Annotated in this window: 21 protein-coding genes, 1 pseudogene and 1 other annotated feature; of the genes and pseudogenes, 5 read left to right on the top strand and 17 right to left on the bottom strand. The window is 37.0% G+C overall.

All coding sequences use genetic code 11. The features are described 5' to 3' along the window. Positions 1 to 1647 (top strand): sodium:solute symporter family transporter, encoded by a 1647-nt coding sequence (locus J0N78_RS09815; RefSeq protein ID WP_209122879.1) that lies wholly within the window; start codon positions 1 to 3, stop codon positions 1645 to 1647. 92 nt (positions 1648 to 1739) lie between these two features. Next, the gene (locus tag J0N78_RS09810; protein WP_209122878.1) at positions 1740 to 2309 is read left to right on the top strand and encodes a YIP1 family protein; all 570 of its coding nucleotides are present in this window, start codon (positions 1740 to 1742) and stop codon (positions 2307 to 2309) included. A 107-nt stretch (positions 2310 to 2416) separates the two neighbouring features. On the opposite strand, the gene J0N78_RS09805 is transcribed toward J0N78_RS09810, so the two are convergent. Further along, the gene (locus tag J0N78_RS09805) at positions 2417 to 2668 is read right to left on the bottom strand and encodes a YrhC family protein (RefSeq protein ID WP_209122877.1); all 252 of its coding nucleotides are present in this window, start codon (positions 2666 to 2668) and stop codon (positions 2417 to 2419) included. Positions 2669 to 2827: 159 nt separating this feature from the next. Further along, positions 2828 to 3526: a 5'-methylthioadenosine/S-adenosylhomocysteine nucleosidase gene (mtnN, locus tag J0N78_RS09800; RefSeq protein ID WP_209122876.1), complete on the bottom strand. Its 699-nt coding sequence runs from the start codon at positions 3524 to 3526 to the stop codon at positions 2828 to 2830. Positions 3527 to 3650: 124 nt separating this feature from the next. Between mtnN and J0N78_RS09795 the strand changes: the two genes are divergently transcribed. Then, positions 3651 to 3860 (top strand): DUF2536 family protein, encoded by a 210-nt coding sequence (locus tag J0N78_RS09795; protein WP_209122875.1) that lies wholly within the window; start codon positions 3651 to 3653, stop codon positions 3858 to 3860. Between the two features lie 294 nt (positions 3861 to 4154). Here the strand turns inward: J0N78_RS09795 and J0N78_RS09790 are convergent, their stop codons facing one another. Continuing rightward, on the bottom strand, positions 4155 to 4784 hold the full coding sequence (locus J0N78_RS09790) for a YrrS family protein (RefSeq protein ID WP_209122874.1): 630 nt from the start codon (positions 4782 to 4784) through the stop codon (positions 4155 to 4157). 229 nt (positions 4785 to 5013) lie between these two features. Here J0N78_RS09790 and J0N78_RS09785 point away from each other — a divergent pair, with 229 nt between their 5' ends. Next, the gene (locus tag J0N78_RS09785) at positions 5014 to 6207 is read left to right on the top strand and encodes a L,D-transpeptidase family protein (protein ID WP_209122873.1); all 1194 of its coding nucleotides are present in this window, start codon (positions 5014 to 5016) and stop codon (positions 6205 to 6207) included. 109 nt (positions 6208 to 6316) lie between these two features. On the opposite strand, the pseudogene J0N78_RS09780 reads toward J0N78_RS09785, so the two are convergent. The 3 genes and pseudogenes from J0N78_RS09780 to J0N78_RS09770 all read right to left on the bottom strand — a co-directional run. Then, a pseudogene (locus J0N78_RS09780) lies at positions 6317 to 6500 on the bottom strand (xylose isomerase); the annotation flags it as partial. Between the two features lie 48 nt (positions 6501 to 6548). Continuing rightward, positions 6549 to 6761, bottom strand: coding sequence for a hypothetical protein (locus J0N78_RS09775; protein ID WP_209122872.1), 213 nt, complete (start codon positions 6759 to 6761; stop codon positions 6549 to 6551). 109 nt (positions 6762 to 6870) lie between these two features. Further along, positions 6871 to 7833, bottom strand: a complete 963-nt coding sequence (locus tag J0N78_RS09770) for a bile acid:sodium symporter family protein (RefSeq protein WP_209122871.1) — start codon at positions 7831 to 7833, stop codon at positions 6871 to 6873. 162 nt (positions 7834 to 7995) lie between these two features. Here J0N78_RS09770 and J0N78_RS09765 point away from each other — a divergent pair, with 162 nt between their 5' ends. Next, positions 7996 to 8991, top strand: coding sequence for a LacI family DNA-binding transcriptional regulator (locus J0N78_RS09765; protein ID WP_209122870.1), 996 nt, complete (start codon positions 7996 to 7998; stop codon positions 8989 to 8991). Positions 8992 to 9288: 297 nt separating this feature from the next. On the opposite strand, the gene greA is transcribed toward J0N78_RS09765, so the two are convergent. The 11 genes from greA to J0N78_RS09710 all read right to left on the bottom strand — a co-directional run bounded on the left by greA (position 9289) and on the right by J0N78_RS09710 (position 20501). Beyond that, on the bottom strand, positions 9289 to 9765 hold the full coding sequence (greA, locus tag J0N78_RS09760; RefSeq protein ID WP_209122869.1) for a transcription elongation factor GreA: 477 nt from the start codon (positions 9763 to 9765) through the stop codon (positions 9289 to 9291). A gap of 222 nt (positions 9766 to 9987) precedes the next feature. Beyond that, entirely contained in the window at positions 9988 to 10626 is a 639-nt protein-coding gene (udk, locus tag J0N78_RS09755) for a uridine kinase (protein ID WP_209122868.1), read from the bottom strand. Then, entirely contained in the window at positions 10626 to 11903 is a 1278-nt protein-coding gene (locus J0N78_RS09750; protein ID WP_209122867.1) for a peptidase U32 family protein, read from the bottom strand. Before J0N78_RS09750 ends, udk begins: the two co-directional genes overlap by 1 nt. Before the next feature lie 12 nt (positions 11904 to 11915). After that, on the bottom strand, positions 11916 to 12848 hold the full coding sequence (locus J0N78_RS09745; protein WP_209122866.1) for a peptidase U32 family protein: 933 nt from the start codon (positions 12846 to 12848) through the stop codon (positions 11916 to 11918). A 15-nt stretch (positions 12849 to 12863) separates the two neighbouring features. Further along, entirely contained in the window at positions 12864 to 13508 is a 645-nt protein-coding gene (locus tag J0N78_RS09740) for an O-methyltransferase (protein ID WP_209122865.1), read from the bottom strand. Between the two features lie 148 nt (positions 13509 to 13656). Continuing rightward, positions 13657 to 14808 (bottom strand): endolytic transglycosylase MltG, encoded by a 1152-nt coding sequence (gene mltG, locus J0N78_RS09735; RefSeq protein ID WP_209122864.1) that lies wholly within the window; start codon positions 14806 to 14808, stop codon positions 13657 to 13659. A gap of 224 nt (positions 14809 to 15032) precedes the next feature. Further along, the gene (locus J0N78_RS09730) at positions 15033 to 15341 is read right to left on the bottom strand and encodes a DUF1292 domain-containing protein (protein ID WP_209122863.1); all 309 of its coding nucleotides are present in this window, start codon (positions 15339 to 15341) and stop codon (positions 15033 to 15035) included. 18 nt (positions 15342 to 15359) lie between these two features. Further along, positions 15360 to 15776 carry a Holliday junction resolvase RuvX gene (gene ruvX / locus J0N78_RS09725; protein ID WP_209122862.1) on the bottom strand — a complete coding sequence of 139 codons (417 nt, stop codon included), beginning with the start codon at positions 15774 to 15776 and terminating at the stop codon, positions 15360 to 15362. Then, on the bottom strand, positions 15776 to 16045 hold the full coding sequence (locus J0N78_RS09720; protein WP_209122861.1) for an IreB family regulatory phosphoprotein: 270 nt from the start codon (positions 16043 to 16045) through the stop codon (positions 15776 to 15778). Before J0N78_RS09720 ends, ruvX begins: the two co-directional genes overlap by 1 nt. A gap of 87 nt (positions 16046 to 16132) precedes the next feature. Continuing rightward, positions 16133 to 18775, bottom strand: a complete 2643-nt coding sequence (alaS, locus tag J0N78_RS09715; RefSeq protein WP_209122860.1) for an alanine--tRNA ligase — start codon at positions 18773 to 18775, stop codon at positions 16133 to 16135. 407 nt (positions 18776 to 19182) lie between these two features. Next, positions 19183 to 19391: a binding site (T-box leader), on the bottom strand. A gap of 45 nt (positions 19392 to 19436) precedes the next feature. After that, positions 19437 to 20501 (bottom strand): AI-2E family transporter, encoded by a 1065-nt coding sequence (locus tag J0N78_RS09710; RefSeq protein WP_209122859.1) that lies wholly within the window; start codon positions 20499 to 20501, stop codon positions 19437 to 19439. Positions 20502 to 20546 lie beyond the last annotated feature (45 nt).

Below are 20546 nucleotides of genomic sequence, written 5' to 3'. Positions count from 1 at the left end.
ATGGAGCAATCATGGCAAATATCCAATCCAATAATAGGTATCGTAATCGTTATCGCAACATTCGTTCTCTTTTATGCTGTAAGTTATTTTTCCAATCGTGCAAGTAAATCCGTTGAAGACTTATATGCTGCCGGCGGCGGCGTTGGTCCGATTACAAACGGTCTAGCAATGGCATCAACATACATGAGTTTAGCTACATTTTTAGGCGTAACTGGACTGATCCTTAAACTTCAAGTTCCATTTGTATTGTTATGGATTCAACTGATCTTAGCTATTCCGCTAATCACGATTATTTACGGTACATCTTTACGTCGTATGGGTGCATTCTCTCCTACTCACTTTATTCGTGAGCGTTACGGTGTATCCGCTTCCATTATTGCAGCTTTATTCATGATCCTAGTTTCTATTATGTATGCATTAGGGCAAATGATCGGTATTGCCGTTACATTTGAAACATTACTAGGTATTCCTTATATTACTGGTCTTATCGTTGGCGGAATTTTAATTGTTGGATACGTAACGATTGGTGGTATGAGCGGGGCAACGAACAACGCTGCTATTCAAATGGTCATCATCGCATTAATGTTTATCGTTCCATTAGGGGCAATCATGAAAGCCATGGGTGGATCTGGCTGGTACTTCCCTCCACTTTTATATGCAGACATGGTTCCAGCTATGCTTGAGTCTATGCCTACTTTCTTTGATTACCAGTATTCTTCAAAATGGTATTTTGCTATTATTCCAGCATTAACGATTGGTTCACTTGGTTTACCACACTTAGCGATGCGTATTTATACAGCGTCTAGTTTAAAAAGTGCACGTCAAGCAATGATCTGGTTTGCTCTTGTATTAGGTCTTGTTTTCTCAGCGACATACGCAATGGGATTTGCAGGCGTTTATTACACGCAAATTTCTGGAGTAGAAATTTCTGCTGCCGATGCTGACAAGCTCACAATTATCTTAAATCTTGTATATAACCCTGAATGGGTCACAGCGCTTGTTATTGCTGGTGCAATTTCTGCCGGTCTATCTACTTTAAGTGGTAACCTGCTAGCAATTGGTGCTTTAATTTCTCAAGATATTGTAACAACGCTTAAGCCAAACTTAACAAGTAAAGCAAAAGTACGTCTAGGATATTTCTCGATTGCAATGGGTGGTCTAATTAGTGTGTTACTTGCCTTTAACCCACCTGAATTTTTAACAGTAAGTATTTTATGGGCGTTTGGTTTAGCTGGAGTTACGAATGCACCACTCATCATTATGGGTGTATGGTGGAAAGAAGCAAACAAATATGGTGCAATGGCAGCTTCTGTCTTTGGCGGTATTTTATATGTGATCGTCTCTCCATTCGTTTTACCGAATATCGTTGTAAGTGGACATGCTCTTACTGACGGTATGGGACTATCTGGAGCAATGCTTTGCGTACCACTTAGCTTTATCCTACTAATTGTAGTATCATATATTACAAACCGAATTCCAGCGTTACAAAAGAATTTACCAACTGATGCTGATCATAAGTTAATTGAACGGATTCATGGCTGGAACGATGTAAACCCAGCTCGTTACAACAGCACATTTGGAGCATTTGTCATTACAGCACTAAGTATCGCTATCTTAGTTTGGTCACTACTACCATGGGAATTTTAATTAGAAAAGTGGAAGCGCTCGTTAAGTGGCGTATGGACTGGAGCTAGACAGCATTAATACAAAAACAAATGAAGTTAAAATGAGGGGATAAAATGACAGGGTTGATACTTTATATTCGCACCACTCTATTAAACAACGGATCCATAGCCGAACTAACAACTTCTCCGAAATGGAATATATGGGGTCACCTTGTTACTATCCTTTTAGGTGTCATATATGGCTTATTCTCTATTCAGCAAAACATCGAATATATTACTAGCTTCGATGCTGAATTTTTAAAAGACATCGTCATCCCTGGATTTTTCATTATTGCAGGAATTATTATGGTCTTTTTAACTAGAGTTGCCCTATCTCTACTTTTATGGGCTGCTTCGCGAGGCTTTGGAGGGCCCGGCTTACTCGGACAACTTTTCCGACTATCAGCGGGAGCTCTTATCCCTTCAATTCTTGCGATGCCAGGATTTATTGCTGCAGGACTCGAGGGCGCTGTTCCTTTTATCGCAATAGTAGGTGTGATACTAGGGATTGCTTGGATGTATATCACATGTGTAAGAATCGTGCTCGTCACACAAAGGTTTGTACCATGGAAAGCCTATACAGCCGTGCTCGTGATCTTTATATTCTTTATTAGCATCTACTATATTGTAACTCCACCTGCATAATGGTGTCAGGCACCTTTAGCGCACTAAAGGTGCCACACAAAAAAAGAAGAAGCTGACATATTGTATGTCAGCTTCTTCTTTTTTCATAGCAGATGTTTTATTTTAAATTATTGTCCAAACTCTTCATTATCAAGCTGATTTCTGTAATGCATCGCTTTTCGATGAAAGATGAACGCTATTATTAGCGACAGCACAGTTCCTATCATCATATATTCTGCATAATTCCCCGTTAACGGAGCATCATTCGGAATGATGATTCCAAGAAACATAAAAACACTTAATGACAATAATATAAAACCAAAACGTTTGTAGTCTTCTGCTTTTCCTTTTAGTTCCCGCATCTTTTTATTATCATCCATTTTTACATTCCTCCTATAACACTCTTCTATTCTATCACAGTAAAGCGTAGCCGATAGGATGTAACTGTTGTTACTAGAGGAAACAAATAGGATATAGCGTTATAAAAAGTACAGGAAACGTTCGAGTTGAATTTCTAATTAGCTTTCAGTATTTCGTAATTATTTCGTCTTTAATTGATCAACAATGAGTAAGACAAGATTTGCGGAATTCACCGATGCTTTCTCCAAAAACTGATCATATGATACCTTTGCATCACTTCCTGCGATATCAGAAAGCGAACGAATAATGACAAACGGACATTCAAATTGATGGCACACTTGTGCAATCGCCCCTGCTTCCATTTCAGCACAATATGGGTTATCAAAACGAGATTTAATTTCCTCTACTCGTTCATGATCGCTCATAAACGAATCCCCAGAAACGATTAAACCTTTTACCGAATGGACCCCGACATCATTCGCAGCTTCCTCGGCTATTGCAACTAACTCTGTATTTGGTGTATAAAATGCAGGCATTCTTGGAACTTGACCGAACTCATAGCCAAAGACTGTAGCATCAACATCGTTATAACGTACTTCAGTAGAAATGACGATATCACCCACTTTTAAACTTTCATGAAATCCACCTGCTGAACCAGTATTAACAATCTTTTCTACGTTAAAAAGTTGAATAAGTAAAGTCGTCCCGATAGCGGCATTCACTTTACCAATTCCGGATTTCAATAAAACGACATCGAGCCCATTGAGTGTACCTTGATGAAATTCACACCCTGCAATCGTTTGATCAACGCGACCATCAAGCTTACTTTTTAATAATTCTACTTCCTCATCCATCGCTCCAATAATTCCAATTCTCATATGTATCTTCCTTTCTGTTCCTTCATTACACTTCAACATTTTCCCAAACATTACAGTAAAGTATACAATGTCCAATGTTCTTGGTATATTATAACTGAAATTTCATTGAAAGGGAGAGCATAGTATGCAGATTCATTTAGATAAAATTGATGACAAAGTTGAATGTTTTGAAGCTCGAAGTCTTAAGGAGCTAGAAAAACAAATTAATGAACAAATTGATAATAATAAAGTGTTAATGTTAGAAGTACATCATATCCAACATCACGTATATATTGACCAAAAAACATCTCTACCAATCTATACAGCCATTGTTCATTTTAAAGCAAAAAAATAAAGCTGCCCTATGAGAGTAACCCGTTCGGTTGAGAACCGGAAACATTCAAATAATAGGTTAATCCTTAGTTTTTCGACTATTTTAGGGGGTCTTGACAAAACAGAGGTTCATTTAATTTATATTGTTGATATCAAAGCAGCTGATACAAAAAAGAAGAGACGAAAATCAACATGATTTCCGTCTCTAATTGTTATACTTTTTGAGTTTCCTTAAACTATTCCGAACCTATAAGAGGCGGTTATCCCTTCCAACATCAAGGTTTCTGGTTCTTTGTTTTAAGACAGATTTACCTGTTTATGATTGACTAAGATATGGATTTTCAGACAACTGAATGACCTCTACTGGTTTCCACCCACGCTCTGGCACCCACTCAATCCTAACTCTGTAAGGAGTATGTTTGTTCTCAGGATCACTAACGGTACCAACAGCACTCTGTGAGTCGCCTCCATTTTCAATACGCCATAGAATAATATCGTCACCTAAACCTGTCGCGTATTGGAGCGCATGGGTCATCTCCTTCCAATTGACATGGTCTTTTGAAAAATTAATTTCAAATGGTTCACTTTGAACGGTACCAATTGGCTCCCATTCTCCATACTGAACCTCTTCTTCAAAACTTTCCTCAACATCTTCTACATCTTCTTCACGAATATCTTCATTTTCCGCTTCATTTCTAGTTGCCTCGTCTTGAGCAGAATCAATATCTTTATTTTCTTCATGTGTTTGTTTAGGTATTTCCTCTGTTTGCTCTTGCTGTTGTTCTTCTTGACCATGGTCTGCAATTACTTCTTCGCTACTTCCAGAACTAAAAAGTAATTGAACAGCAAAGTATATGATTAAGATAGCTACTATTCCAATTGCTACATTTAGCAATCGATTTAAGCGACGTTTTTTTCGTTGTTCATATCGTGTTAAGCTGTTCATTGGCTATCTCTCCTTCCCGATTCCACCCTAATACTACCATGCAATTTACTATGTTTCTAGTTATTTTACTACTATTTCCTTTTACTTACTAGTCATTAACTTCAATTTTCAAAGCTGCTGTTAGACTACTACGAATCTATTTTATTCAACTATTTTCTTACATGGAATAGGAATTTTGGCAATGATTGTCGAATAAAGAAGTAACACTTAATAGAGATGAGGAGAAGTTGTGTCAAAGGAATCAAATGAACACTTTGAGTTTACCCCACGTTCAATCAAGCATAAAAAAAAGAAGAAAAAAAGATCATCTTTCATTATACTAGCAATCCTGTTATTGCTAAGCTTAGGTGGTGTTTCAGCTACTGTCTTAAACTTAGGATTAGTGCCGCAGCTACAAATGGGAGCGGTCGACCAAGAGCAAGATCAAGAGACAACTCACCTGTCAGATACAGACCAAAATCAAACGGATACTCCATCGGATGAAATAAATAATGAGTCACACGATACATTAGAGGAAAAACCAGAACAGGATCAGGAAATTAAAACAGGTGGTGCAAAAGAAGAGGGAAAAGAGACAGTCCAAAGTGAATCGGGACAACCTTCACCAAACGATTCGGATTCTAAAGGAAGTAGTCTCCCACAAAAGGAAACTAGTAAAGCCCCTGCTGAACGCAAACCTGAATTTGTCATTACTCATGAAGTCGGGTCAAATGAAACGTTATTTAGTATTACGAAAAAGTATTATTTAAATAGTAATCAGCAACACCGAGTCGCTCAGTTTAACGGAATTACTAACCCTGAAACAGACATAAAAGTAGGGCTGAAATTAAAGCTGCCTGACCCTGACATTATCGCTTTACATGAAGTTGTAAAAGGCGAGACCCTCTTTAGTATTACAAATAAATATTACGGGAATGCAAACCACCTTATTTCGCTAGCAAACTATAATCGGATTGTCGATCCAGCAGCTGATGTTAAAATAGGGAAGAAGCTCTACATTCCCCATCCTACATTAATTAAGAACTATGCACAGGATGGTTATACAATAGCAGTAAATAAAACGATGAACACATTAACCGTTTATCGAGAGGCAAACATCATCCAAACATTTTCTATCGCAACAGGAAAAGACCCATCATTAACACCTGAAGGCATCTATCAAATCGTTAATAAAGTTGAAAAGCCTTGGTATAATCCTAAAAACATTCCTGGTGGTGATCCAAATAATCCACTAGGCAGTCATTGGCTTGGCCTCAATGTTCCAGATACCAATAACTTCATTTATGGCATTCACGGCACCAATGACCCTTCCTCTATCGGAAAGCATGTGAGCCTTGGCTGTATTCGGATGGACAATACGGATGTTCTATGGATGTATAACAACATCCCTTTACAAACAACTGTTTATATTTTTAGTGAATAGTACAGTAATAAAGCTTGAGGAAGTAAACGATCCTCAAGCTTTAAACTACGCCTGTACCGAGTCTATCGTTTTTCAAAATTTCATACATTGCTAATGTCGTAGAGTATCAATCCGTAGGGAATTCATCTGTGTCCCATCCTAATAAAGTATCTCCCTGATTTGCATCGACTGAACCGAGCATTCCATTAATACGAGCTAGTCAGTTCATGTTCAAATGTATGACCTGCAAGTGTGGCATGATTAGCTTCAATATTAAATTTAAAATCATCTTGTAGTCCGTATTTTTGCAGGAAGACTCCTTTTAGGTTAGTAGTAATGCCTTAAATGACTTCGCTTCGTTTTTATTTACTAGATCTTACTTTTGCGACCGCATCAACAAAGTTTTTTGCTGCGTTCTGATTTATCTTTTTAATGGCTATTTTATGTCCTACTGGAATATCTGATTGAATCGTAAGTTCAAAATTGTCTATGGTAAGCTTTTCACCTTGTGTATATTCTTTTAATGTAACTATGACATTATCGTTTTTATTTACTAGAATATAGTTCGTTTCCATGCTAGCCTCCTTAAAATAACAACGTTGTTAATTTTGGTTGTAGTTGTTGTACAGCTGATTGTCATCAATATTAAGACTATTTACAAAAAAATAATCAATCGATCTACTACTACGTAGTTTTAACCGATTGATTTCGGGATAAATACTTGGAAAGCACGTGTCCAAATAAAGATGCTTGTATTTGTTGAAAGAGCGTACAAGCAATAATCGGTAAAGATACGATCGGAGGAAAATACAATACAGCGATCGCTGCACCAAGACTAATATTCCTCATACCGGAGTTCAACACTATGCTTACCGTTACATCATTGTCAAAGCTACATAATTTTGAAATAAAAAACCCTAGAAAATAACCGAGTGAAGCTAAAATAAAAATAACAACGAAAATAAGCAAAAGACTAGCGGTTAATTCTCTAAAGTATTGAACGACAACTGAACCATTAATAGCAATAACAAAAAATAACCCTAATTTAGCAAAAGGGGCTAAATATGATTTAATATCTTTGTTCTTCGTCAAAGGTAAATAATTGATACTAATCCCTATTAATGAAGGGAGGCAAATCATCCACAATAACTGAATCATGAGACCAATTGTGTCCATTGTTACACTTTGCCCTACAAAAAAATAGATCGATAATGGGATGAGTACCGGTGATAATAACGTATTTAGTAAAACAATTAGCAACGATACAGATGAGTTTCCGTTATGAATAGATACCCACATTAAACTTATAACGCCTGTTGGAATAACAAATGCAATGACGAGGCCAACAATAATTAAGCTATTTTGTGGAAATACAAGCATTCCTAATCCATAAGCGACAATAGGCATAACGATTTGGATGATAAGTAGACAAAGGATAATAGGTAAAGGTTTTTTTACAGCGCTCTTTATTTTACTTATCTTTACACCGATTGTACTTGCAAAAGTAACGAATGCGAACACCCACGGAACTAAATAAATCCATGTATCAAGAAGACTGGCAAAAAGCATACCAAATATTAAACTTAAAGGTGTTATTATCGGCATTCCCTTTTCTAAATAGTGATTTATCGTATTTAACATCTTCATCCTTCACCTCTAAATCAACTTTAATACAAATAAAAATAAATCACAAAAGAATTTTCAAAAAATAGTTAGTGATCATATATAGAGTTTGGTATAATAGGGCCAACAATAACAACGTTGTAATTAGTTTCCTATTATATATCATTTACATTTTTGGAGGATTCAATGAGTATTACGATTAAAGATATTGCAAAATACGCTGGAGTTAGTTATTCAACCGTTTCAAAAGCACTAAGAAATAGCCCATTAGTAAAGGAACCGACGAAAAAAAAGATTATTAAAATCGCTGAAGAATTAGGGTATCAACCGAATGTTGTAGCGAGAAGCTTAGTTCAAAAAAAATCTTATACGATCGGGGTCGTATGGCCAACCGTTGAAAGAGTTGCTCCGTCGGTATTAATTACCCAAATTAATTATTTGTTAGAATCACACTCTTATACAACCCTACTTTCAATTAATAAACCAGAATCAGCGATTGCAACATTTAATCGCTTTCAAGTCGATGCCATTTTAGTTTTTGGTGAAAATGAAGAAGACTTTAATCCAGCAAAGAATTACGCTTCATCTGTACCGATCCTCTATTACGGAATATCTAAAAACACCGATTACCTTACCATTGATGTGAACAGGAGATTAGCGATCAAATTAGCTGTTCAGTATTTAAAGAAAATCGGTCACGAACAAATTGCATACATCGGGGATATGTCATCAACTGATCCTTTACAAAAAGAAAAATTTATAGGCTATCTAGAAGCGCTAAACGAACTGTCTCTCGCTGTAAAACCAGAAATGATTATTTCCACGAATGGACTAGAGCTGTATGATGGCTACCTTGCAGCCAAATCACTTTGGCATGCGGGAGACGATCAAGTGACTGCCCTTGTATGTGGAAGCTACGACTTAACTCGCGGCATTCTTCGTGCCGCTCAAGAACAAAAAAAACGTATTCCAGATGACCTGTCCATTATTAGCTACGATAACATTCCACAAGTGGAAAATCTTGATGTCCGGATTTCTAAAGTCGGAGTACCGATTGATCGTATTGCAAAGGCCATAACTAAAACTATATTAAATATTATCGATGGAAATGACGTTCAGTCATCCATCATATTAGAACCTGAATTAAAGGTCATGGATTCATGTGCCCCTCTTAATAAATAATGGATGGTGAATCAAAAGCAAAGGTGTCAGGCACCTCAACCCCAAAATAGTTGCTAATATAACAATTAGCAACTATTTTGGGTGTATGCTGTACCATTAATTACGAACTCCCCTGTTCCTTATTGTCAATATTTAAAATATTCTATTAAGGATTCCTTCTAATTATTCTATCCGCTTCACATAATTTGAAAAGCGCAAGCGCCCGGTTAGCGGCTTATGGACTGGTAAGTTATAATTTCTCACCTTCTAAATAAAAAAACTGTTCAAACGCTGAACAGTTTTTTTCGCTTATCATATTTACTTAACCTCTAAAATCTTAACTTCCATTTCACCAGCTGGTGTGTTAACGGTTACTTTATCACCAACGGATTTTCCGAGCAGGCTCTGTGCCATCGGTGAGTCGTTTGAGATCTTTCCTTCAAAAGGATCTGATTCTGCACTACCTACAATTGTATATTCTTCTTCGTCACCTTCAGGAAGTTCAACAAAACGAACTGTTTTCCCTAATGAGACAACAGAACTATTCGTTTCATCATCTTTAATGATCACTGCATTACGGATCATTTTTTCTAATTGAGAAATACGCCCTTCAACAAAAGCTTGTTCTTCTTTTGCTGAATCGTATTCAGAGTTCTCAGACAGGTCACCGAAGCTGCGGGCAACTTTAATTCGCTCAACAACTTCTTTACGTTTTTCCGTTTTTAGAAACTCTAATTCATCTTCTAATTTTTGCTTCCCTTCAAGGGTCATATAATGTTTTTTCTCTTCAGCCATGACGTTCACTCCTCTTTCCTACAAAAAAAGTAAATTACATTATGAAATAACATTTCGAAAATTAGGCTATGTAAAAGAAAAGCAAGGTATTATTACCCCGCTTTTCTTTACCCATTAGTACTTTAAAGCCTTTTTAAAGATACTCTTATAGTATAAACAAAAACAACGTATCCTGCTATGCTGTTATGATAACTTTTTCGTTTTTTATTAATTTTACTTTTGCTAGGTGATATAAGATTGAGCTTCTACGATAGAACGTATCTTTGTTGCCATTAAATCAATTGCGACTCGATTTTGTCCACCTTCTGGGATAATGATGTCCGCGTAGCGTTTAGTTGGCTCAATGAATTGTAAATGCATCGGCCTAACGACATTCGTATATTGGTCAACTACAGATTCTAATGTTCTGCCACGTTCTTGAATATCTCTAGACAATCTCCGTAAAATCCGAATGTCGGCATCCGTATCCACAAATACTTTAATATCCATGAGATCACGAAGACGTTCATCTTCTAATATTAATATTCCTTCTAAGATAATCACATCTTTTGGTAAGACTGGTATTACTTTTTCCGATCTCGTATGCTTTGCATAGTCATAGACTGGAACATCAATCGACTCACCCTCTAAAAGCATTTGTAATTGTTTCATTAACAAATCATTATCAAATGCTAATGGGTGATCATAATTCGTGCATAGCCTTTCTTCAAAAGATAAATGACTTTGATCTTTATAATATGCATCTTGTTCAATTAATACTATTGATTTTTCATTAAATTGGTGAAAAATTTCTTTTGCAACTGTGGTTTTACCAGAACCTGTTCCACCTGCAACACCAATAATAATCGGCTTTCGTTTCATTATTTAACCTCTTTACGCATCATATTCCACGGAAATACGGGTTGCTTTGTTTTTATTTTTACAATTTGTAATGGGTGTCTTGCTGCATCTAGCTCATTCCCATCCTCATCCCATATCGTACCTACCGTTTGAACAAAATTTTCAATCTCGGGACCAAAAAATTCTATTTCATCGCCTGGTTTAAAATGATTTCTTTGTTGCAACGTAACGATACCTGTCGCTTCATCATAGTCTAATACAAGTCCTGCAAAATCATACGTCGTACGCTTTGGATGAATTCCATACATCTGCTCTTTATAAGTTGGTGTTCCCTCAAAGAATTGCGGCGCAAAGTCACGATTTGCACATTTTTCGAGCTCCTCTAACCATTCTTTTTTAATAACAAAATTTTCTGGGTCTTCGCAGTAAGCATCAATTACTTTTCTGTACACAGAAGTTACTGTTGCTACATAGTGAATGGATTTCATTCGACCTTCGACTTTTAAACTGTCAATGCCTGCTTCAATTAATTGCGGAATCGATTGAAGTAAATTTAAATCTTTAGGACTCATCGTATATTGCGTATCATTTTCAGCAAATAGCGGAATTTCTTTAACGAGGCCTTTATCTTCTTCTTTTTGTTCAAAGAGATCGTAGTCCCAACGACACGATTGACAGCATCCTCCACGGTTAGAATCACGAGCGGTCATATGATTACTTAATACACATCGCCCTGAATATGCGATACACATCGCCCCGTGAATAAATGTTTCAATTTCAATATCGACATGCTTTTTCATTTCAAGCATTTCTTCTAAGCCAACTTCTCTTGCCAATACAACTCGCTCTAGTCCTTGTTCTTTCCAAAATTTTACCGCTAACCAGTTACTTAAAGATTGTTGAGTCGATAGATGAACTTCAACATTTGGAGCCACTCGACGACAGGTCTCAATAATTAATGGGTCAGCAACAATAATACCTGTAACTCCGACTTCCTGTAATCCTGCTAAATATTCTTCTAATCCGTCCATATTTTCATTGTGGGCAAAAATATTTGTTGTTACATACACTTTTGCACCATATCGTTTAGCAAATTCTACGCCTTCACGCATTTCCTCTAATGAGAAGTTGTCCGCGTTTGAACGTAACCCGAACTCTTGTCCACCAATAAATACAGCATCAGCACCATAGTGAACCGCAATTTTTAATTTCTCTAAGCTTCCTGCTGGAGCGAGCAATTCAGGTTTTTTTGTGATGACTCGTTTTCCTGTTTCATTCACTTCTGAAATAGTTTGCATCATTTTCCCTCCTTAATATACCGTTTCTTTAAAGAAAAATCCTGTATCAATATCACGGTTCGGTGGTTGAATCTCACGAATTTTCTCTACGTATTCTTCTTTCTTATCACTATAAGCCTCTTCATCAGTTAAATATAAATCAATGGCTTCTCTGTATAGTTTCGTAACGATTTCCATGTATTCTGTCGTTTTTAAAATCCCGTCAATTTTGAATGAATCAACTTCTGCATCAATCATCTCTTCAAGCTCATCAATGATACAAATGTCTTTAGGACTCATAATATGGGTACCATTTTTATCTTCAAAAATTGGATATTTTGCATTACGTTCTTTATCGAATAAGAACATTTGACGTTCTTTATCTGTCTTTTCAATTGAAAGGTTTTTACCTTGGTATTCAAAGTAGTTTCCAATTAATGAACGTTTCGATTGAAACATATTTGTCATTCCATGGACTTGTACTTCAATTTCAACTTCAGCATTTTCTTTACTTTCCACAATCGCATCCATATTAATTTCTCTGGCAAGGACTGCGCGTTTTGCTCCTTGTCTTCCCCAGTAATTCGCCGTATACCAGTTCGTCGCTGTCGTTTCTGGGTTCCAATGGAACTTTATGTTTGGTGCAACTTCACGGGCTATCATTAATATCGCAGGATCACCGAATACAATCGCATCTACATTGGTTTCGTTAAGAAACTTCATATAATCGGAAACGTCATCTAGATGTTCATTATGAAAAATCGCATTCATTGCAACATACACTTTCGCACCTAGAGCTTGAGTAATTTCTTTAGCCTTTTTTATATCTTTTCTATTAAATTCCCCTGCTAAACGTAACCCGAAGCGTTGTTCACCTATTAATACTGCATCGGCCCCAGCATTTATTAATCGTCCAATCGCTTCTACACTGTTTGGGGTAACTAAAATTTCAGGTTTCTTCCCCATGGTCTTACACCTACTTTACTTTTTTATTGATAATGCAATGCCATCTCCAACTGGCAAAATAGTAGTTGAAAACTGTTCATTTTTCATCAACCATTCATTGTAATGGCGGAGTTTTTTAGCCATATTTGCATGATTTTTATTTTCAATTATTTCTTCAGCTACAAAGCCTCGGAATAATACATTATCTGAAATGATAAGCCCTCCGGAACGGACAAATGGTTCATAAATTTGAAAGAATTTTTCATACTGCCCTTTAGCAGCATCAATAAATAATACATCAAAAGGGGGATAAAATTCAAGTCGTTCGCCCACTTGCAGAGCATCTCCAAAAATGATTTCGATTCGATCACTTAATTCTGCACGTTCAATAAATTGTAATGCTTGTTGATATCTATGCTCATCTCGTTCAATTGTTACTACTTTTGTTTCTTCTATTGCTTGAGCCATCCGAATCGCTGAATAACCGATAGCTGTTCCAATTTCGAGAATCGATTTAGGCTGCTTCATTTTTAATAATTGTATCAACGCTTCTATACCAACTAATTCCATAATTGGCACTTGCTCATTTTTTGCAAGCTGCTCCATTTCTAAAAGAAGCTCATTTCGCTTCGGGATTAGTGATTCGATATAAGCATTTATTTTTTGATCATTAGGAAGCATTTTTTTTTCCTCCTTAGTGTTCCACACTCTATAACGCTTTATTTTACCATAATCATCGTCCGTTAGTGAAATATCAATAAAAAACACTAGGATAGTGAAAAATCCTAGTGCATTTCAATTTTTTGTTATCTTAATCTTAAAATTTTACTTATTCGCCTTCGTTCTCTTCCGATTGTTCTGCTTCTGCCCATTCATGACGGTACTTTTGGTGAATTTGATTATGTTCCTCATACGTATTTGAATACAACACTTCTCCACCGTATCTTGCATAGAAATATAAATAATCAATTTCTTCAGGTTCAAAAGCTGCTTTAATTGAAGCTTCTCCAGGATTCGCAACAGGTCCAATTGGAATTCCAGCATACATATACGTGTTATATGGCGAATCTACTCGTAAATCCGCATAAGAAGTCATATAGATATGATCCCCAACTGCATAAGCAACGGTTGGATCTACTTGCAGCTTCATATTACGGTCTAATCGATTGTATAACACACCAGATATCTTATAGCGATCTTCTTCTTTTTGAGCTTCCCTTTCGATTATAGAAGCCAATGTTAATGTTTCATGAACCGAATACGGATGATCTGGATACGCTGCTACGAATTTTGTAACTACTTTATCTGTACGCTCAATCATTGCTTCAACAATCGTTTCTATGGATACATCTTCATCTAAAAAATCATAGCGTGCTGGGAATAAATATCCTTCTAACGGATGCCTGATTCCTTCTTTTAATACATCATCGGTTAATACCGGATATCGATCAATTAATCCTTTTATATATTCTTTATCACTCAGTAGTTTTATAATTTCATCTTTTTCATGGTTTGTATTTTGGGCAATTATATTGGCGACACTATCTAACCAAAGTCCTTCAGGAACTGTAAAGACAAGTTCTGCTTCTTGCAAGAGCCGACCTTCTTTTAATTCATCAATAATTTCATCAAGTGTCATCGCTTGCGATAGCTCATAGTTACCAGCTTGAAAGCCAGTTTCATTTTTATACCTTACATAATAGCGAAAGAATCCCCCATTTTTTATTACGCCTTCTTCTTCAAGAATTCTTCCAATTTGCGAACTTGATGAACCGATCGGAATTTCTACATTAACAGTTTCTGTACTTTCAGCATTCATTGGACCGACAGCCGACTTAATATATATATAACCAAATGTTACTACTGAAATAAAAAGTAAAGCTATAATTGCGATGCATATAAGTACAATTTTTCGGACGACTTTAGCCCTCCGTACTTTCTCAGCATACATTTCTTGCTGTTTATCTTTTGTTTCACTCACTTGATATCCTCCTTTCACCTCTACCATTATACTACAAAACATTTCATTGTTCGTGTAAAAATGACATAATTTATTACGAAAAGCGGAAGCGTCCGTTTACCGACGTACGGACGCTGTTGACTTATCGCGCGGAGGTGAGGGAAGTCTCGCTAGTCGGTGGGCACTACTTTCTTATCTTCCGAAAAAAAAAAACACAGGGCACCTTGGCCCTGTGTAACGCTGTATTATTCTTCTTCGTCTTGTTCTGCAACGAAAGTATTGAGCATTTCTTCAACCATCGCCCATTCTTCATCCGTTTCAATTGGCATTAATGCTAGGTCACTTCCGTCGTCGCCTTCTTTATCCTCGTATTGGAAGGCAATGACTTCTTGCATGTCTTCATCTAACTCATCATCTTCACTATCACCAACGGGTACGAGAAGAATATACGACTTACCAGTTTCATCTACTGTAAATTTAAATAGCTCTTCAAAAAGATGCTCATCCCCATTTTCATCAGGAATAATAATTCTTTCTCTTTCTTCTTGTGTCATACTACACCTCTTTATTCATTATGACTTACTGTCTAAATAGCCTTGCAAAATAATAACTGCCGCCATTTTATCAATGACTTGCTTTCGCTTTTTTCGACTTACATCTGCTGAAATTAACATTCTTTCGGCTGCCACAGTCGTCAGTCGCTCGTCCCATAAGATGACAGGACAATTAACGTTCTCCTTTAATTTTTCGGCAAACTGTTGACACGCTTCGCCACTCGGTCCAATCGTTCCGTTCATATTTTTAGGCAACCCGACAACTATACCACCAACATTGTACTCTTTTGCAAGATTCACAATATAATTCATATCTGCTGACGGATCATCTTCTTTTCGTCTCAATGTCTCAATGCCTTGAGCTGTCCATCCTAATTCATCACTAACAGCAATTCCAATTGTTTTAGTGCCTACATCTAAGCCTAAAATTCTCATTACTTCTCCTTTTGGTGCTGTGATAAATAAGACTTTACTAGCTCCTCAATCAATTCGTCACGCTCTAACTTTCGAATAATTGTTCTTGCATCCTTGTGTCTTGGGATGTATGCAGGATCCCCTGATAAAAGATATCCAACAATTTGATTAATTGGGTGATAACCTTTCTCCTCAAGGGCTTCATAAACCGTTAGCAGCACTTCGCGGACATCGACATCAACCGTATCTTCTTGAATATTAAACTTCATCGTATTGTCCATTGAGCCCATCACAAACACCTCTTTCTATACTGCCTATTTCCATGAGTAATCATACCCATAGCTTGTTTGATTTCATTGTACACTAAATTTTCCTTTTTAGGAAATTGATTTTATATATTCTTCAACATAATTTAATGCACTTGCTAGCTTTTCAGGATCTTTACCACCAGCTTGCGCCATATCAGGACGACCGCCGCCGCCACCGCCACAACGTGTAGCCACTTCTTTCACCAGCTTTCCAGCATGGAAGCCTTTTTCAACTAAATCTTTAGAAACTCCAGCAACAATATTTACTTTACCATTACTCGCAGCACCAAGTACGATCACTCCTGATGTAATTTTATCTTTCAGTGTATCCATAATTCCACGTAAATTATCCATATCTGTAGCCTGAACTTGTTTAATTAGTGCTTTAGTTCCAGCAATTTCGGTAACTTCATTTACGAGGCTACCGGCTTCCATATTACCTAATTTCGCACTTAATGACTCATTTTCACGCTGAAGATCACGAATTTGTTGTTGCATCGATTGAACACGTTGAGGAACACCTTTAATATTTTTTGCCTTTAACAGCTCCGCGGCATTGCGCAATAAATCTAATTGCCCATTCATAAATTCATACGCACCTTGGCCAGTTACTGCCTCAATTCTTCTCACTCCAGCTCCGATACCAGATTCAGAGATAATTTTAAACAAACCAATTTCAGCCGTATTTTTTACATGACAGCCTCCACAAAGCTCGATGCTGTATTCACCAACTTGAACGACACGAACGACACTCCCGTATTTTTCGCCAAAAAGGGCCATCGCTCCCATCGCCTTAGCTTCTTCAATGTTTTTACTCATAATATTAACTGAAATGGCCTTCCAAATCTTTTCATTCACAATCTCTTCAATTCTCGTAAGTTCTTCAGCTGTCACTTGACCAAAGTGAGAGAAGTCAAAACGTAAACGATCTTCAGATACTAATGATCCTGCCTGATTTACGTGTTCTCCTAATACATCTTTTAGTGCTCGGTGGAGAAGGTGTGTCGCCGTATGATTTTTAACAATTCCATTACGACTCGTTTCTAAAACAACGGCTTCAACTTTTGCACCTTTTTTCAACGTACCTTCTACTACTTTAACTAAATGTAGATGCTGACCATTTGGTGCTTTTTGTACATCTTCAACATGAGCGACAACTCCGTCACCTGTTAGAACTCCTTTATCGGCAACTTGTCCACCGCTTTCAGCATAAAATGGTGTAACATCTAAAATAATTTGAACCATCTCATCAGACGTTCCTGCAAAATCTGTTACTGCTTTATTTTTCACAATCACTTCGATTGTGGCATCTGCTGCTAATTGTTCATAGCCAACAAATTGACTTTCAACTTTTAACTCACCAAGTACTTTGTCTTGTACTTGCATGGAGTCTCCTTCTTGGCGAGCGGCACGAGCACGTTCTCTTTGTCCTTGCATTTCTTGCTCAAAGCCTTCACGGTCAATAGTTAATCCCTTTTCTTCCACGTATTCTTCCGTTAAATCTACTGGGAAGCCATACGTATCGTACAAACGGAACACGTCTTTACCTGATATTGTCTTTTCTCCTTTGCTCTCAGCCTCTTTTATGATTTTAGAAAGAATCGTGAGTCCTTCGTGAAGAGTTTCATGGAAACGCTCTTCTTCATTCTTAATCACTTTTTGGATAAATTCGGTTTTTTCTTTGACTTCTGGATAGTAATCAACCATGATTTCTCCAACGACCGGAACGAGTTCATACATAAACGGTTTTTCAATATGAATCAATTTTGCATAACGAACCGCACGACGTAATAAACGACGTAAGACATACCCTCGACCTTCATTCGACGGAAGTGCTCCATCACCTACTGCAAAAGTTACCGTACGAATGTGATCGGCAATCACTTTAAACGAAACATCCGTTTCTTTATCTTTGCCATACTTTACACCTGAAATTTCTTCAGTTGCTCGAATAATCGGCATGAACAGATCCGTATCAAAGTTCGTTTCTACATCTTGAATAACTGAAACTAATCTTTCTAATCCTGCACCTGTATCAATGTTCTTTTTAGGAAGTGGTGTATAAGTTCCGTCAGGATTATGATTAAATTGAGAAAACACTAGGTTCCATACTTCTAGATAACGCTCGTTTTCTCCACCAGGATATAGCTCTGGATCATTTAGATCATTACCATACTTTGGTCCACGGTCATAGAATATTTCCGTATTTGGGCCACTAGGACCTTCACCAATGTCCCAGAAGTTCCCTTCAAGGCGAATGATTCTTTCTTCAGGAATTCCAATTTTTTCTTTCCAAAAGGTATATGCTTCGTCATCTTCTGGGTGAACGGTAACTGATAAACGTTCAGGATCAAATCCAATCCACTTTTCACTCGTTAAAAATTCCCAAGCAAAATCAATCGCTTCTTCTTTAAAGTAATCACCAATCGAAAAGTTTCCAAGCATTTCAAAGAAGGTGTGGTGACGCGCTGTTTTCCCTACATTCTCAATATCATTAGTACGGATCGATTTCTGTGCGTTCGTTATTCTTGGATTTTCAGGAATCACTCGACCATCAAAGTATTTTTTTAATGTGGCAACACCACTGTTAATCCATAATAGAGACGGATCATCAACAGGAACTAATGATGCACTCGGTTCAATATCATGGCCTTTTTCCTTAAAAAAATCTAAATACATTTGACGCACTTCGGCAGAAGTTAACTTCTTCACTATGTATTCCTCCTTAATTCTCGTTATTCATCGTAACCAAAAAAAATAAAAAATAACCAAATGAAAAATAGAAAAGTGTAAGACGCCTGCTTATCGGCGACAAGCGCTGGAGGGCCAGCAATAAGTGTCCTGCCTTTTGGACACGTTTGATGGACCGAAGCGACCTCGAGCCGATGGCGTCTGCAACTAGACAAAGAAAAGTGTAGGCGACCGTTTAGCGGCGTATGGACTGGAGCCCTCCGTATGAGATAAAGGAAACACGCAGAGCGCTAGCGATGCGATGTTGACTTATCGTAAGGAGGAGAGCGAAGTCCACTAGACGCTGGGCGATGAAGCTAGACAATCGAAAAGCGTAATACGCCCGGTTTGCGGCGAGTTTTCTAAAATAAAATAACTCTCATCCCTAAATAAGGGACGAGAGTTTTATTCACGCGGTACCACCCTAGTTATGGACTTAAAGTAGTCCATCACCTTAAAAGCTTTAACGCAGCTAACGGTAGGTTTTTCTACACTCAGGAGTAGCTTTCTGTCAATCTTCATTTAGTATTTCTTTCAGCTAAGGAAATACCTCTCTTTAAAATGGGCTTTGACATACTTGTTCCATCAACGTATTCATTATATTTGATTTCAATATTTATTATAAAAATCGATACTAGAGTTGTCAATGATTGAGTAAATTTGTTCGTAAATGTAGTAAAACGACTTTAACAACAGAAAGGATCGGAACAGCTAAAACGAGTCCGAGTACTCCAGCTGTTTCAACTCCAATTAATAAAGCGACCATAATTAAAATTGGATGTAAATGAACCGATTTCCCAACAATAACAGGTGACAGGATATTCCCCTCAATCTGTTGGAGTATAAAAATCAATAATACTGTAAAAAGAAGCATTTGCCATGAATGTAGAGCAGCTACGATCGCTGCTGGAAATGCACCTAAAAATGCGCCAAAGTAAGGAATAATATCAGTCATTCCAATAAATAGGCCCAGTATTATCGGGTAAGGAACTCCAATTAACCATAAACCAACCATTGCTATTATCCCAACACACATAGATACTAGTATTTGTCCTCGAATATAATTACCTAACGATTGGTCGACATCTCGAATAAATGCAACGCCTTCCTTTCTCCATTTCTTCGGCGTTACATACCAAGCAACCTTCTCTATTAACTGATAATCCTTTAGCAAATAAAACACTAAAAAAGGAATGACAATAAAATAAATAAATGAGCTTAAAATCGATCCTATTGCTGCTAAAATACTTTCTCCTATCGACTCAGCTCGTCCTTCTAACCCTGTAATCCAATCAGCTAATTGATTTTGCATGCCTTCAGGTAAAGCAGAAATTTGTCTTTCGAATACATTACTCCATTCTTGAATTTGTTGGATGATCAAAGGCAAATTTTCAATTAATTCTCTAAGCTGTTTGATGACATATGGGAAAGCAGTAGTAACCAAGTAAGCCAACCCACCAAAAAATAATAAGTAAATGATTAACACCGCAATCGGACGTGGGACTCCATAAGCATGTGCATTTTCAATGACAGGATGTAATAAATATGTAATGATTGCAGCAATAAGTAACGGAATTGCGACTCTAGATAAGACTTTTATGACCGGTAGCCAGAGTGGTGATAATTGTAAAAAAATATATATTAATAAAAGTACTAAAATAGCAATAGAAAGTTTGATAATCCATTGTATCCCTTTTGATTTTTCCATTTATTTTCCTCCATAGTTATATCTTGCACAATTTCACAAAAACTA

It is taken from the genome of Alkalihalobacillus sp. BA299 (assembly GCF_017745675.1).
Classification (GTDB): Bacteria; Bacillota; Bacilli; order Bacillales; family Bacillaceae_F; genus Alkalihalobacterium.
The sequence above is the reverse complement of the archived record's forward strand: the minus strand, read 5'-3'. Positions and strand labels throughout refer to the sequence as shown.